This is a genomic window from Allobosea sp. 47.2.35, from assembly GCF_024655635.1.
GTDB lineage: Bacteria > Pseudomonadota > Alphaproteobacteria > Rhizobiales > Beijerinckiaceae > Allobosea.
In genome coordinates, this window is the sequence record NZ_JANLGI010000008.1 from 168361 (window position 1) to 182271 (window position 13911).

The following is a 13911-nucleotide window of genomic DNA, read 5'->3' on the forward strand; positions in this document are numbered from 1 at the left end:
CAGTGTCCACCACCATCAAAGAACCCGATGTCGCCGTGATCGGCGGCGGCGTGGTCGGCGGCGCCATCGCGCTCGGCCTCGCTCGCAACGGCGCCAAGGTCGCGATCCTCGACGAGGGCGACACCGCCTTCCGCGCCTCGCGCGGCAATTTCGCGCTGGTCTGGGTCCAGTCCAAGGGCTTCGGCATGCCCGACTACGCGCTCTGGTCGCGCCGCTCCGCCGATGCCTGGCATGAGCTTGCCGCTTCGCTGGCCGGCGAGACCGGGATCGACGTCGCCCATAGCCAGCCCGGCGGCTTCATGCTCTGCCTCTCGCAGGACGAGCTCGACAAGCGCGTCGACGCCATGCGCCGCCTCCATAACAGCCGGCCGCTCTTTGACTTTCCCTATGAGGTGCTCGACCACGCCGAGACCAAGCGGCGCCTGCCGGCCATCGGCAAGGACGTGGTCGGCTCGCTCTATTCCCCGCTCGACGGCCATGTGAATTCGCTGAAGCTGTTCCGGGCCTTGCGCGAGGCGACGGTGAGACGTGGCGTCGACTATCGCCCGAACAGCCCGGTCGAGAGCATCGTCCCGAAGGATGGCGGCTTCGCCATCACCGGCGCCTGGGGCGAAATGCGGGCCGGCAAGGTCGTGCTCTGCGCCGGGCTCGGTAATGCGCGTCTCGCCCCGATGGTCGGGCTCGACGCGCCGGTGAAGCCGAGCAAGGGCCAGATCATCGTCACCGAGAAGACCGAGCCCTTCCTGCACAATCCGATGGTCACGGTCCGCCAGACCGACGAGGGTGGCGTGATGATCGGCGACAGCCAGGAGGATCGCGGCTTCGACACCGTCGTTGGCCAGCCGATCCTCTCGAGCATGGCGGAGCGTGCGGTGAAGATGTTCCCGCGCCTCGCCGGCCTCAACGTGGTCCGCACCTGGTCGGCCTTGCGCGTGATGAGCCCCGACGGCTTCCCGATCTACGACCAGTCCGAGACCCATCCCGGCGCCTTCGTCGTCACCTGCCATTCCGGCGTGACGCTCGCCGCCAACCATGTCCTGACGCTCGCTCCCGCGATTCTCGCCGGCACCTTGCCGGAGAGCGTCGCGAGCTTCACCGCACGGAGGTTCCATGTTCCGGCCCATAGCTGATCTTGCCGCGAGCGGGGAGCTGAGCTTCACCTTCGACGGCCGCCCGATGACGGCGCGCGCGGGCGACACCGTCGCCGCCGCCCTGCTCGTCAACGGCATCACCGCCTGCCGCGAGACCCCGGTCTCCGACACGCCACGCGCGCCCTATTGCCTGATGGGCGTCTGCTTCGACTGTCTCGTCGTCATCGACGGCATCGGCAACCGGCAGGGCTGCCTCGTCCCTCTCGCGGAGGGCATGCGCATCGAGACCCAGCATGGGCGCCGCCATCTGACGGAGGTCGCGGAATGATTCCGGTCGCCAGCATCGAACAGCTCGCCGAGAGCTATGACCTCCTCGTCGTTGGCGCAGGCCCGGCCGGCCTCTCGGCAGCCGCCCGCGCAGCCGAGCTCGGTCTCTCCGTCCTGCTCGCCGACGAGAACCCGGCGCCGGGCGGCCAGATCTACCGTGCGGTCACCACGACACCGGTGAAGAACCGCGCGATCCTAGGCGATGACTACTGGCGTGGCACCGACATCGTCGCCCGCTTCGAGCGCTCGGAGGCGGCCTATGCCCCGCGTTGCACCGTCTGGTCGATCGGCCCGGACGAGGCCGCGCCCGGAACCTTCGAGCTCGGCCTCTCGCTTGACGGCAAGGCCCGCATCATCGGCGCCCGGCAGGTGATCCTCGCGACCGGCGCGCAGGAGCGGCCCTTCCCAATCCCCGGCTGGACCCTGCCCGGCGTGATGACGGCGGGCGCCGCCCAGATCGCCCTCAAGTCCGCCGGCGCGATCCCATCGGGGCGCACCGTCATCGCCGGCTGCGGCCCACTGCTCTACCTGCTGGCGGGGCAGCTCGCGGCCGCCGGCTGCCAGATCGCCGCCGTGCTCGACACGACACCCTCCACCAATTGGTCGAAGGCGCTCGCCGCCGTCCCGGATTTCCTGCGCTCGCCCTATCTCGCCAAGGGCCTCAAGCTTATGGCAGCGGCACGGCGCAAGCTGCGCTTCGTCTCCGGCGTGACCAGCCTGACGGCAACCGGCAATGGAAAGCTCGCTTCCGTGCAGTTCGAGCAGGGCGGCCGCACCGGCACCATCGCTTGCGACACGCTGCTGCTGCATCAGGGTGTGATACCCAGCGTCAATTTTTCCAACGCAGCCGGCTGCGCCCATGATTTCGATGTCGAGCAGCACGCCTGGCTGCCGCGCGTCGATGTCTGGTTCGCCTCGACCGTGCCCGGCATCGCCATCGCCGGTGACGGCGCCGGTATCGGCGGCGCGGAAAGCGCGGCCCTGCGCGGCGAGATCGCGGCCTTCGGCGCCGCGTCGCGGCTCGGCAAGCTCAGCGAGGCCGAGCGCGACCGGCAGGCCGTGCCAGTTCGCGCCGAACTGGACAAGAAGCTGCGTGGGCGACGTTTCCTCGACCTGCTCTACAAGCCGGCGCCGCAATTCCTGGCCCCCCCCAAGGACGAAACGATCGTCTGCCGCTGCGAGGAGGTCACGGCCGGTCAGGTCCGTGATGCCGCCAAGCGCCTCGGCGTCACCGGCCCCAACCAGATGAAGGCCTTCCTGCGCTGCGGCATGGGCCCCTGCCAGGGCCGCCTCTGCGGCCCGACCGTGGTCGAGTTGATCGCCGAGACGCGCGGCACGACTCCGGCCGAGACCGGCTACTACCGCCTGCGCCCGCCGATCAAGCCGGTGACGCTGGCCGAGTTGGCCGCTCTGCCGCAAACCGACGCCTCGGTGAAGGCGGTCGTGCGGTGAGCCCATCCGGCAATAGTGCCGATGTCATCGTCATCGGCGGCGGCATCCATGGCTGCTCCACCGCGCTGCATTGCGCGATGCGCGGGCTCTCGGTCATCCTGATCGAGAAAGACCATGCCGGCCGCCATGCCTCAGGCGTCAATGCCGGCGGCGTGCGCCAACTCGCGCGCCATGTCGCGGAAATCCCGCTCTCCAACGCCTCGATGGCGCTCTGGCACGATATCGCCGAGCTGGTCGACGACGATTGCGGCTTCACCAGCGACGGGCAGGTGCTGGTCGCCGAGGACGAGGCCGATCTCGAAGGCTGCCGCGCCCGCGTCGCCGACCTGACTTTGCGCGGCTTCCACCATGAGGAGCTGATCGACGCCAAGGAATTACGCTCGATCGTCCCCGCCGTCTCCGAGAGTTGTCCCGGCGGCGTGATCTCGCGCCGCGACGGCGCCGCGATTCCCTTGCGGGCGACGCAGGCCTTCAAGCGCAAGGCCGAGAGCCTCGGCGCCATCATCCGCGAGGGCGTGCGCGTCACCAAGGTCGAGAAGGACGGGTCGAACTGGCGCGTCGTCACCGATGCAGGCGACTTCCTAGCACCCCGCATCGTCAATGCCGCCGGCGCCTGGGCTGACCGGATCGCGAGCGATCTCGGCGAGGCGGTGCCGCTCTCGGTCATCGCGCCGATGCTGATGATCACGGCGCCATTGCCGGCCTTCATCAAGCCCGTGGTGATCCTGCGTGGGCGAAAACTCTCCTTCAAGCAGTTCGACAACGGCACGGTGCTGATCGGCGGCGGCCATCTCGGGACGCCCTTGCGCGACGAGAACGTCACTTTGCTCGACTGGAAGAAGCTCGCAATCAGCGCCGGCACGGTCTGGGACCTCTTCCCGATCATGCGCGGCGCGCCCGTCGTGCGGGCCTGGGCCGGCATCGAGGCGCGCATGCCGGACGACCTGCCCGTCTTCGGAAAGAGCGCCAGGCATGAGGGCGTCTACCACCAGTTCGGCTTCTCGGCCCATGGCTTCCAGCTCGGCCCCGGCGCCGGCGCCGTGATGGCCGAGATCATCGCGACCGGCCGCTCGAACGTGCCGATCGACGGCCTCGACATCGCCCGCTTCACCAATACGCACTGAATTTCAAAGGAGAAGACCCATGGCCATCAAGCGTTCCATCCGCACGCCGATCCAGAACCGCATCGTCGAGACCGGCAATCTCGTCTTCGTCGGCGGCGTCATCGCCGACGACACCACGCAGTCGATGGGTCCGCAGACCCAGAACATACTCGGCAAGATCGAGGGCTATCTCGGCGAGGTCGGGCTCGACCGCAAGGCGATCGTCGCCGCGCAGATCTTCGTCACCGATCTCTCCCAGAAGAAGGAGATGGACGCGGCCTGGACCGGTTTCTTCGGCGAGGACATGCCGACCCGCGCGACCGTCGGCGTCGCCGATCTCGGCGGCGGCGCGATCATCGAGATCGTGGTCACCGCCTCGCGCTGAGCGGCGTCCCAGGCCGAGCGACGGTCAGTCTGAAACCGAAGCGGAGACTTCCGGAAGCAGGCTGACCCGGTCGAGCTTCGGCGTCATCGTGTCGAGCAGGGGCAGCGCCGCCGCACCGAGCGCTGCCGTCAATCGCCCGGTCCCGCCGCGCTGGACGCGCGGGATCGTCCGCCCCGGCCGGTTCGCCACCGAGATCGGCAGAGGCGACATCGCCGCGATCAGCGCATCGATCACCGTATCCGGCATCTCACCGCCGAGGATGACCGTCTCCGGATCGAACAGGTTCTCCAGCATTGTCACGACCGGCGCCAATAGCCCGGCCGCCTCCGCGATCCAGCCGGACAGGGCGAGATGCCCTTGCGCATGCAGGCGCGCCACCTCCTCCGGCCCCACACCGACGATCCCGGCCTCGCGCAAAGTCTCCGCCAGCGCATGGAAGGAGGCGTAGCGTTCGAGGCAGCCATGCCCGCCGCAGGCGCAGGCGCGTCCGTCGCGCACCACGGGAATATGACCGATCTCGCCGGCATTGCCGAAGGCGCCGCGATAGGGCTGGCCTGCGACGATGACGCCGAGGCCCAGGCCCGCGCCGAAATAGATCTGGCAGAAATGGCGCAGGTTGCGGCCGAGCCCATGGAGATGCTCGCCCACCGCCGCTGCATTGGCATCGTTCTCGATCACCACCGGCGTATTCAGGGCGTCCTGCAGGAGCTGCGCGGCATCCTGCCCGGCCCAGCCCGGCAAGGGCGAGGTGCCGACCGAGTTCATGCCCTCGATTTCGAAGGGACCGGGCATCACCACACCGCAACCGAGCAAGCGCTCAAGCAGGCCGGCCTCGCGCCTGACCGCGGCCAGCTCCGCCGCGGCCGTCTTCTGCACACCCGCGACGGTCGTATCCGCGAGAGGCGCGATGCGCTGCGCCCTGATCCGGCCTGCAAGGTCGACGAGGACGGTCGTGACGTGATCCGCCGCGATCTCCATCCCCGCGGTCATCCCACCTTCGGGGTTGACAGCGAATTCGACCGGCGGCTGGCCGCGCGCCGTCCGGCGCCGGCCGAGCTCGGTGAGGAACCCCTCCTCGACCAACTCGGCGACGATGTTGGAGACCGCCTGCGCCGTGAGCCTCGTCAGCACCGCGATATCGGACCGGCCGAGCTGCCCGTGCTGGCGCACGGTTTCGAGCACCACCCGGCGGTTATGGCTGCGCGTCCGCTCGGGATTGGTGCCGACGGCGACGCTGCGTGAGGGAGGGACGGGACGGTTCGGCATAGGCGGTCGCGCTGGATCGGGTGGACAGCCTGCTCCGGCAATTAATCCAACTCAAGTGAATTAATTGATTGACAGTCGCGGGCCGCCGAGACGACGATGTCTGCGAGCCTCCCGAATGCCGTCCGCCGGCAGGGGCGGGGGACGCTGAAATCAGGGGAGAGGGTCATGCGCGGCTTACGCGGGATGCTGTTGGGTCTGATGGTCTCGGTCGGCGCGGTCGCCGGCGCCAAGGCGCAGACCGTCGAGATCGAATACTGGCAGTATGTCTTCGACGCGCGCGTCAAGGCGATGACCGAGCTGATCAAGCGCTTCGAGGCCGCGAACCCGAATATCAAGGTCAAGCAGACGACCTTCCCCTATGCCGACTATCAGACCAAGATCGCCGCGGCGATGCCGGCCGGCCAGGGCCCGGATGTCGTGCAGCTCTTCTATGGCTGGCTCGACAATTTCGTCGGCGCCAAGTTCATCCAGCCGCTGCCGCGCGACGCCTTCCCGCCCGCGATGATCGAGAAGGAATTCTATCCGATCGTCTCGGCGATGAAGCGCGACGGCGAGTATTACGCGCTGCCGACGGCCGTGCGCTCGCTCGCGCTGTTCTACAACAAGAAGCTGTTCCAGGAGGCCGGGCTCGACCCGAACACGCCGCCGAAGACCGTCGACGAACTGCTCGACATGGCCAAGAAGACGACCAAGCGCGACGGCGCCGGTAACATGCTTTCGGCCGGCATCACGCTCGACTTCCCCGGCCAGGACTACCATTGGTGGCGCGAGACGCTGCTGCGCCAGAACGGCGGCGCGCCTTATAGCGACGACAACCGCAAGGTGACCTATGACAGCGAGGCCGGCGCCAAGTCGCTGAACTGGTATGCCGATCTCCAGCGCACCCACAAGGTCGGCCAGGTCGGCTTCATGGACGAGGGCCAGGCTGCCTTCCGCGCCGGCCGCGCCGCGATGACCATCGACGGCTCCTTCCGCCTCGGCGCCTTCGGTGGCATCAAGGCCTTCGAATGGGGCGTCGCCGAACTGCCCGCCTCGGCCGACGGCAAGAAGGCGAATTTCGCCAGCTACTGGGTCAACGCCATCACCACCAAGCCGACCGGCCCGAAGCTGGAAGCGGCCAAGAAGTTCCTCGCCTTCGTCACCACGCCCGAGGCGATGCAGCTCTGGCTCGAGACCGTCGGCGAGTTGCCGGCGCGCAAGGCCGCGGCCGAGACCGAGAAGAACCTCAACCACCCGGTCTACGGGCCGTTCCTCAAGGCATTGAACTACTCGCACGCCACGGTCTTCGTCGACGAGCTAGCCCAGCGCCAGGTCGCGCTCGACATGATCAACCGCGTGCTGCTGCAGAACCAGGACGCCAAGGCCGCACTCGCCGAGGCCGCCAAGGCCGAGCAGGCCATCCTCGACCGCTTCTACAAGAAGTGATGCGGACCGGGCGCCGGATCGGATTGTCGCGATGAACGCCTCTTCGTCTCGTGTCGATGCGCGATCCGGCGCCCGTCTCTCATCGGGCCTCGGCATGCGCCAGAAGCAGGTCCTCTGGGCCTGGTCCTTCCTGGCCGTGCCGGTGCTGTTCTATGCGGTGGTGCGCTTCTATCCGACGCTGGAAGCATTCTGGATCGCCACCACCAACTGGAACCTGCTGACCAAGCCCTCCTTCATCGGGCTGGCCAATTTCAAGCGCCTGATGGCCGATCCGGTGTTCTGGCAGGTCTTCCGCAACACCGCGCTCTACCTGCTGCTGGGCACGCCGATCAGCCTGCTGCTCGCCTTCACCATCGCCTATCATCTCGACCGCGTGCGCTTCCTGCACGGCTTCATCCGGGCTTTGTACTTCCTGCCCTTCCTGACGACCGCGGCGGCGATGGCCTGGGTCTGGCGCTGGTTCTACCAGCCGGTCCCGATCGGCCTGTTCAACAACCTGCTCGCCGGCATCGGCATCGCCCAGCAACCCTTCCTGCGCTCGACGACGCAATCGCTGCCGGCCGTGCTGGCGCCCGCGATCTGGGCCGGCCTCGGCTTCCAGGTCGTGATCTTCATGGCCGGCCTGCGCGCGATCCCGACAACCTATTACGAGGCCGCCCGCATCGACGGCGTCTCGAACGGAACGATCCTGCGGCGGATCACCCTGCCGCTGCTCAAGCCGACGATCGTCTTCCTCGTCGTCTTCTCCTCGATCGGGTTCCTGCGGATATTCGATCAGGTCTACAACATGACCAGCCAGACGAGCAGCGATCCCGGCGGGCCGCTGAATGCCACCAAGCCGCTCGTGCTGATGATCTACCAGACGGCCTTCTCCTCCTTCGACATGGGCTATGCCGCGGCCCAGACCGTCGTGCTCTTCCTCGTGCTGCTCGTGGTCTCGCTGCTGCAGCTCAGGCTGCTGAGGGATCGCTGATGAGCGCCGCCGCCTCCCCCATGGCCCTGCGCATCGAGCCCGGCCGCATCCTCGCCTGGCTGCTGCTCTTCGGTGGCGGCCTGCTGATGGTGACGCCGCTCGCCTTCATGTTCGCGACCTCGCTGAAGGATTCCTCCGAGATCTACGATCTCGCCTTCTTCCCGGCCCATCCGACGCTCCAAAACTATGTCACCGTGCTTTCGGACGGCCGCTTCCTGCGCTGGTTCGCCAATTCCTTCGGCATCGCGGTCGCGGTCACGCTCTCGAACGTCTTCTTCGACAGCCTCGTCGGCTACACCCTCGCGAAGTTCCAGTTCCGCGGCCGCTATCTCGTCTTCATCGCCATCCTCTCGACGCTGATGATCCCGACCGAGATGCTGGTCATCCCCTGGTACGTCATGGCCAAGAACTTCGGCTGGCTCGACAGCTACTGGGGCATCATGTTCCCGGGCATGATGACGGCCTTCGGCACCTTCCTGATGAAGCAGTTCTTCGAGACCGTGCCGAACGACTTCCTCGAAGCCGCGCGCATCGACGGGCTCAACGAATTCGCGATTTTCTGGCGCATCGCCATGCCGCTGGTGACGCCCGCCCTCTCGGCGCTGGCGATCTTCACCTTCCTCAGCAACTGGACCGCCTTCATCTGGCCGCTGATCGTGACGACCTCCAAGGAACTCTACACCTTGCCGGTCGGCCTCACGAGCTTCGCGGTGGAATCGCAGGTGCAGTGGGAATTGATCATGACGGGCGCCGCGCTCGCCACCCTGCCGACGCTGACCGTCTTCCTGCTGCTCCAGCGCTATATCGTGCGCGGCGTGGTCCTCGCCGGTCTCAAGGGCTGATTGCCATGACGAAAACCGATCCACGGGCGAGCGACACGTCCGTCTTCCCCGATCCCGTCTACAAGGAGACGGTGCTTCGCCCGCTCTTCGACGGGGCGAAGACGCATCATGTTGAGAGCTTCCGCGCCATCGATCGCGCCCATCTCGTCATGCTCGCCGAGACCGGCATCCTGCCGCGCGCCACAGCCGGCCGCATCGCCCGCGCGCTCGCCGAAATCGATGCCGAGATTGACCCGGCCAAGCTGAGCTATGACGGCACGGTCGAGGATTATTTCTTCCTGATCGAGGCCGAGCTGAAGAAGCGCCTGCCGGCGGACGATGCCGGGCGCCTCCATACCGGCCGCTCGCGCAACGATATCGACCACACCCTGTTCAAGCTCGCCCTCAAGCCGCGGCTTGACCATGTGGCCGGCCTGCTGCGCGCCCTGATCACCGCGACGCTCGAACTCGCCGAGCGCGAGAAGGCGACATTGATCGTCGCCTATACCCATGGCCAGCCGGCGCAGCCGACCACCTTCGGCCATTACCTCTCCGCCGCGATCGAAGTGATGCTGCGCGATCACGAGCGGCTGGTGCAGGCACGCGCCTTGCTCGATCTCTCGCCGATGGGCGCCGCTGCTATCACCACCTCGGGCTTCCCGCTGGATCGCGCCCGCGTCGCGCATCTGCTCGGCTTTTCCGCCCCGCTGCAGAACTCCTACGGCTGCATCGCCGCAATCGACTACCTCACCGCGACCTACAGCGCGGTCGAACTCGTCTTCCTGCATCTAGGCCGGCTGATCCAGGACCTGCAGGTCTGGACCGCCTTCGAGGTCGGCCAGCTCTATGTGCCCAACGCCTTCGTGCAGATCTCCTCGATCATGCCGCAGAAGCGCAATCCCGTCCCGATCGAGCATCTGCGCCATCTGGCCTCGCAGACAGTGGCGCGCGCCCGAATGGTCAGGGACATCGTCCACAACACGCCCTTCACCGACATGAACGACGCCGAGGGCGAAACCAACGAAGCCGGCTACCAGGCCTTCGCGACGGGCGAGCGCGTCCTCAGCCTGCTCGCCGCGCTGCTGCCAGCGCTACAGGTCGACGGGCGGCGCGTCGCCGAGAACATCCGCCGCTCCTGCATCACCATCACGGAGCTTGCCGACACGCTGGTCCGTTCGGAGGGCCTCTCCTTCCGCACAGCCCATGAGATCGCCGCCGATGTCGCGCGTGCGGTGGTGGCCGCCGATGGCGACCTCCCGCGTGACGGCTATGCCCCGTTCCGCAAGGCCTTCCGCGAGCATGCCGGCCGCGAGCCCGCATTGAACGAGGTCGCTTTTGCCGAGGCCGTCTCGCCCGAGCATTTCGTCGCGGTGCGCGAACGCTTCGGCGGGCCGGGGCCGCAGGCGCTTGCTGCCGCTTTCGCCGGCTATCGCGGTGTCCTCGTAGCCGCTGGCCTCGCTGCGACCGCGACCGCTGCGCGCGAGGCCTCCGCGCGCCATGAACTCGACGCCGCCTTCGCGGATCTGATGGGAGCAGCCTGATGGCGGGTATCGAGCTTCAGGGGCTGGTCAAGCGCTACGGCAAGACTCAGGTCGTCCACGGCATCGATCTTGCGATTGAGGACGGCGAATTCGTCGTCTTCGTCGGCCCCTCCGGCTGCGGCAAGTCGACGACCTTGCGCATGATCGCCGGCCTTGAGGAGATCGACGGCGGCACCATCACCATCGCCGACCGTCCGGTGAACCGGCTGGAGCCGAAGGAGCGGAACATCGCCATGGTGTTCCAGAACTACGCGATCTACCCGCATATGAGTGTCGCCGAGAATATCGGCTTCGGCCTCTACACGGCCAAGCTCGACAAGGCCGAGAAGCGCCGCCGGATCGAAGAGACCGCGCGCACCCTTGGCCTCGAGCCGCTGCTCGAACGTAAGCCCTCGGCCCTGTCGGGCGGCCAGCGCCAGCGCGTCGCCATCGGCCGCGCCATGGTGCGCGACCCCTCGGCCTTCCTCTTCGACGAGCCGCTCTCCAATCTCGACGCGCAGTTGCGCGCCCAGATGCGCCTGGAGATCAAGCGGCTGCATCAGCGGCTCGGCCGCACCATCGTCTTCGTCACCCATGATCAGGTCGAGGCGATGACGCTGGCGGACCGGATCGTGGTGATGCGCGACGGCCGCATCCTTCAGGTCGGCGCGCCGATGGAGCTCTACGAGAAGCCGGCGGACGTCTTCACCGCCCGTTTCATCGGCTCGCCGACGATGAACATCCTGCCGGCCAAGGCGACCACGGCCGATGGCGAGCAGAAGCTGGAGATCGCAGGCAACGCCGTCGCCCTGCCGTCTCGCCCGGCACCGCTCCCCGCCGGGGTGCTGGTCGGCGTCCGCCCTCAGGAATTGCGTGTGCTTGCCCTTGGCGAAACCGCCGATCTCGTCCTCCCCGGCAAGGTCGCGGTGGTCGAGCCGCTCGGCTCCGAGACCTTCGTGCATGTCGAGCATGGCGACGGGCTGATCCTCGCCTCGGCCTCGGCCAAGGCGCCGCCGGTCGTCGGCCACGAGGTCCGACTCGGCGCCGGCATCGATTCCTTGCGCCTGTTCGACGCGGCGACCGAGCGCGCGCTATGAGCGCAGGCCGCGACCTCGTCCTCAGCATCGGCCGGCTCTACTGCGACATCGTCTTCCGCGGGCTCGACGCGATGCCGCGCCTCGGCGAGGAACGTTTCGCCGAGACGGTGGCGATCGTGCCGGGCGGCGGCGGCTTCATCACGGCCGCCCATCTCGCCGCGCTCGGAACACGCGCGGGCCTGCTCGCCCGCCTCGGCACGGACCCGCTCTCCGGCACGCTTGCACCGGCACTGACGGAAAGCGGTGTCGACCTCCGCTGGCTCGAACGCACGCCCGAGGCCGGCCCGCAGCCGACCGTCGTGATGGTTCAGGACGGCGAGCGCGCCTTCCTGTCGCGGCGCGCCGGCAGCGCCCGCCCGGCGACGCTGGACGCGGCCCTCGCCGATCCGGCCGCGCGCCATCTCCACATCGCCGAATTCGCGACGCTCGCTGAAATCCCCGACCTGATCGACAGGGCGAAGCGCTCAGGCCTCACCGTCTCGCTCGACCCGAGCTGGGATGACGACTGGATTCGCCGGCCGGACCTGATCGCGCGCGCCGCCGGCGCCGATATCTTCCTGCCCAACGCAGCGGAGGCGCGTGCCATCGCCGCTTGCGACGATCTCGATCAGGCAGGAACCCAGCTTGCCCGGCATTTCCCGCTCGTCGTCATCAAGGATGGCAGCAAGGGCGCCCGCATCTTTGAGCGCGATGACACCATCGCCCTGCCCGCCCCGGAAGGCGGTCCGGTTCTCGATACGACCGGCGCGGGCGACGCTTTCAACGCCGGTTTCCTCGCCGCCTGGCTCGCCGGGCGCCCGGCCGAACAGGCTCTGGCGGAAGGGATCGCCTGCGGTACCCTGTCCGTCCGGTCCGTCGGCGGGGCCGGAACCCGGCTCCATCGCGCCGAAGTCGACGACATCAGCCAGAACCTGCTGCACAGCCATGAGCGGATCGATGCCTGAAGCCATTCTCACCCGCGAGGCCGCCGAGGCGGCCGAGGTCGCCGCCCGTCAGATCTCGGCCAATGCCGACGCGATGGCGCAGCTCGGCGAACGGCTTCGGCGGCGCAAGCCCGCCTTCATCGCGACCTGCGCGCGGGGCTCCTCCGACCACGCCATGACCTATGGCAAATACCTGCTGGAGCGAACACTCGGGCTGCCGGTCGCCTCGCTCGGCCCGAGCCTGGCTTCCGTCTATCGCGAAGAACTCGACCTATCCGGCTCCGTCTTCATCGCCGCCTCGCAATCCGGCCGCAGCCCGGACGCACTGCAACTGACCGAGACGGCGAAGCGCGGCGGCGCGCTGACGGTCGGCCTGATCAACGACATGGACTCGCCGCTGGCGGCACTGGTCGATGTCGCCCTGCCGCTCGCCGCCGGCCCCGAGACCAGCGTCGCCGCGACCAAGAGCTTTCTCGCCACCGGCATCGCCCTCCTTCACCTCACCGCCGCCTGGAGCAGCGAGCGCGCTCTCGCGGACGCGCTTGTGCGCTCGCCCGAATTGCTCCGGCAGGCCGGGCTCTGCGACTGGTCGCCCTTCCTCCGGCGCCTTGAACAGGCGACGAGCCTCTATGTCATCGGGCGTGGGCTCGGCCTCGGCATCGCCCAGGAGATGGCGCTGAAATTCAAGGAAACCTGCCGCATCCATGCCGAGGCCTTCAGCGCCGCCGAGGTGTTGCATGGGCCGCTGGCGCTGGTCGGGCCGGGCTTCCCGGCGCTCGTCCTCGACCCCGCCGACGAAGGCAGCGAGAGCACGCTTTCCGTCGCCCGCAACTTCGCCGCGCTGGGTGCCGAGATCGCCTATGCCGGCTCCGATGCGGCACCGGGCATCGCGCTCCCCGTACCGGCCGAGGCCCCGCCCGTGCTGATGCCTCTGCTGCAGGCGCGCGCCTTCTACGGTGGCATCGCGGCGCTGGCGGCGGCGCGCGGGCTCGATCCCGACCGCCCGCCTCACCTGCGCAAGGTCACACAGACACTTTGAGCCCCGGCCGATATCGGGCGAGGTTCCGTCGAAACGCGGCTTGCTCTAGACCGTATGCGGCCTCACGCCTTGGATCGTCAGCTTATGAAACAGCCGCTCACGCCCGCTTCGCTCGCCCCGCCCTTCGGGCAGTATTCACATGGCATGAAGGCCGACGCGCAGGGCGTCCTGCTGACCTCCGGCCAGCTCGGCATCAACAATGACGGCAGCGTGCCGGAGGATGCCGGCGAGCAGGCCCGCATCTGTTTCGAAAACATCGCCGCGATCCTGCGCGAAGGCGGCCTGTCGATGGCGAATATCGTGCGCCTCAACGCCTTCGTCACCGACCGCAAGCATATGCCGGCCTATATGAAGGCGCGCGACGAGGCGCTGGCCGATTGCCCGGTCAAACCCGCCTCGACGCTGGTCATCGTCTCCGGCTTCAGCCGCCCGGAATTCCTGGTCGAGGTCGAGGCGACGGCCGTCTACTGAACCGGCCGCCTGCAAGTC

At 68.0% G+C, this 13911-nt stretch carries 14 protein-coding genes; 13 read left to right on the top strand and 1 reads right to left on the bottom strand.

What is annotated here, in order from left to right; genetic code table 11:
• Window positions 1–2: 2 nt before the first annotated feature.
• Genes NUV79_RS12565 through NUV79_RS12585 form a run of 5 tightly spaced genes read left to right on the top strand, consistent with a single transcriptional unit; the run spans window position 3 to window position 4358 of the window.
• Complete coding sequence (locus NUV79_RS12565; protein WP_308218199.1) at window positions 3–1130, top strand: NAD(P)/FAD-dependent oxidoreductase; 1128 nt, start codon at window positions 3–5, stop codon at window positions 1128–1130.
• Window positions 1111–1419 (top strand): (2Fe-2S)-binding protein, encoded by a 309-nt coding sequence (locus NUV79_RS12570; RefSeq protein ID WP_257733418.1) that lies wholly within the window; start codon window positions 1111–1113, stop codon window positions 1417–1419. The genes NUV79_RS12565 and NUV79_RS12570 overlap by 20 nt, the downstream gene beginning before the upstream one ends.
• Window positions 1416–2870 (top strand): NAD(P)/FAD-dependent oxidoreductase, encoded by a 1455-nt coding sequence (locus NUV79_RS12575; protein ID WP_257733419.1) that lies wholly within the window; start codon window positions 1416–1418, stop codon window positions 2868–2870. Before NUV79_RS12570 ends, NUV79_RS12575 begins: the two co-directional genes overlap by 4 nt.
• Window positions 2867–3994: an NAD(P)/FAD-dependent oxidoreductase gene (locus NUV79_RS12580; RefSeq protein WP_257733420.1), complete on the top strand. Its 1128-nt coding sequence runs from the start codon at window positions 2867–2869 to the stop codon at window positions 3992–3994. Before NUV79_RS12575 ends, NUV79_RS12580 begins: the two co-directional genes overlap by 4 nt.
• Window positions 3995–4013: 19 nt before the next feature.
• Window positions 4014–4358, top strand: a complete 345-nt coding sequence (locus NUV79_RS12585; protein WP_257733421.1) for a RidA family protein — start codon at window positions 4014–4016, stop codon at window positions 4356–4358.
• Between the two features lie 24 nt (window positions 4359–4382).
• Here NUV79_RS12585 and NUV79_RS12590 read toward each other — a convergent pair whose 3' ends face one another.
• Window positions 4383–5624 carry an ROK family protein gene (locus tag NUV79_RS12590; protein WP_257733422.1) on the bottom strand — a complete coding sequence of 414 codons (1242 nt, stop codon included), beginning with the start codon at window positions 5622–5624 and terminating at the stop codon, window positions 4383–4385.
• Between the two features lie 165 nt (window positions 5625–5789).
• Between NUV79_RS12590 and NUV79_RS12595 the strand changes: the two genes are divergently transcribed.
• The 8 genes from NUV79_RS12595 (at window position 5790) to NUV79_RS12630 (ending at window position 13893) form a co-directional block, all read left to right on the top strand.
• A complete protein-coding gene (locus NUV79_RS12595; RefSeq protein WP_257733423.1) occupies window positions 5790–7049 on the top strand; it encodes an extracellular solute-binding protein in 1260 nt (419 codons plus the stop codon).
• A 31-nt stretch (window positions 7050–7080) separates the two neighbouring features.
• On the top strand, window positions 7081–8022 hold the full coding sequence (locus NUV79_RS12600; RefSeq protein ID WP_257733424.1) for a carbohydrate ABC transporter permease: 942 nt from the start codon (window positions 7081–7083) through the stop codon (window positions 8020–8022).
• Entirely contained in the window at window positions 8022–8864 is an 843-nt protein-coding gene (locus NUV79_RS12605) for a carbohydrate ABC transporter permease (protein WP_257733425.1), read from the top strand. The genes NUV79_RS12600 and NUV79_RS12605 overlap by 1 nt, the downstream gene beginning before the upstream one ends.
• Before the next feature lie 5 nt (window positions 8865–8869).
• Window positions 8870–10384, top strand: a complete 1515-nt coding sequence (gene argH, locus NUV79_RS12610) for an argininosuccinate lyase (protein ID WP_257733426.1) — start codon at window positions 8870–8872, stop codon at window positions 10382–10384.
• Window positions 10384–11460, top strand: coding sequence for an ABC transporter ATP-binding protein (locus tag NUV79_RS12615; RefSeq protein ID WP_257733427.1), 1077 nt, complete (start codon window positions 10384–10386; stop codon window positions 11458–11460). The genes argH and NUV79_RS12615 overlap by 1 nt, the downstream gene beginning before the upstream one ends.
• Window positions 11457–12404, top strand: a complete 948-nt coding sequence (locus NUV79_RS12620) for a carbohydrate kinase family protein (RefSeq protein ID WP_257733428.1) — start codon at window positions 11457–11459, stop codon at window positions 12402–12404. Before NUV79_RS12615 ends, NUV79_RS12620 begins: the two co-directional genes overlap by 4 nt.
• On the top strand, window positions 12397–13422 hold the full coding sequence (locus NUV79_RS12625; protein ID WP_257733429.1) for an SIS domain-containing protein: 1026 nt from the start codon (window positions 12397–12399) through the stop codon (window positions 13420–13422). The genes NUV79_RS12620 and NUV79_RS12625 overlap by 8 nt, the downstream gene beginning before the upstream one ends.
• An 84-nt stretch (window positions 13423–13506) precedes the next feature.
• Window positions 13507–13893, top strand: a complete 387-nt coding sequence (locus NUV79_RS12630) for a RidA family protein (RefSeq protein WP_257733430.1) — start codon at window positions 13507–13509, stop codon at window positions 13891–13893.
• Window positions 13894–13911: the final 18 nt, after the last annotated feature.

Bases quoted from the DNA above. Each gene is read 5' to 3' on its own strand.
- NUV79_RS12570 (WP_257733418.1), top strand. From the start codon at position 1,111: ATGTTCCGGCCCATAGCTGATCTTGCCGCGAGCGGGGAGCTGAGCTTC.
- NUV79_RS12575 (WP_257733419.1), top strand. From the start codon at position 1,416: ATGATTCCGGTCGCCAGCATCGAACAGCTCGCCGAGAGCTATGACCTC.
- NUV79_RS12585 (WP_257733421.1), top strand. From the start codon at position 4,014: ATGGCCATCAAGCGTTCCATCCGCACGCCGATCCAGAACCGCATCGTC.
- NUV79_RS12590 (WP_257733422.1), bottom strand. From the start codon at position 5,624: ATGCCGAACCGTCCCGTCCCTCCCTCACGCAGCGTCGCCGTCGGCACC.
- NUV79_RS12595 (WP_257733423.1), top strand. From the start codon at position 5,790: ATGCGCGGCTTACGCGGGATGCTGTTGGGTCTGATGGTCTCGGTCGGC.
- NUV79_RS12600 (WP_257733424.1), top strand. From the start codon at position 7,081: ATGAACGCCTCTTCGTCTCGTGTCGATGCGCGATCCGGCGCCCGTCTC.
- NUV79_RS12605 (WP_257733425.1), top strand. From the start codon at position 8,022: ATGAGCGCCGCCGCCTCCCCCATGGCCCTGCGCATCGAGCCCGGCCGC.
- argH (WP_257733426.1), top strand. From the start codon at position 8,870: ATGACGAAAACCGATCCACGGGCGAGCGACACGTCCGTCTTCCCCGAT.
- NUV79_RS12615 (WP_257733427.1), top strand. From the start codon at position 10,384: ATGGCGGGTATCGAGCTTCAGGGGCTGGTCAAGCGCTACGGCAAGACT.
- NUV79_RS12620 (WP_257733428.1), top strand. From the start codon at position 11,457: ATGAGCGCAGGCCGCGACCTCGTCCTCAGCATCGGCCGGCTCTACTGC.
- NUV79_RS12625 (WP_257733429.1), top strand. From the start codon at position 12,397: ATGCCTGAAGCCATTCTCACCCGCGAGGCCGCCGAGGCGGCCGAGGTC.
- NUV79_RS12630 (WP_257733430.1), top strand. From the start codon at position 13,507: ATGAAACAGCCGCTCACGCCCGCTTCGCTCGCCCCGCCCTTCGGGCAG.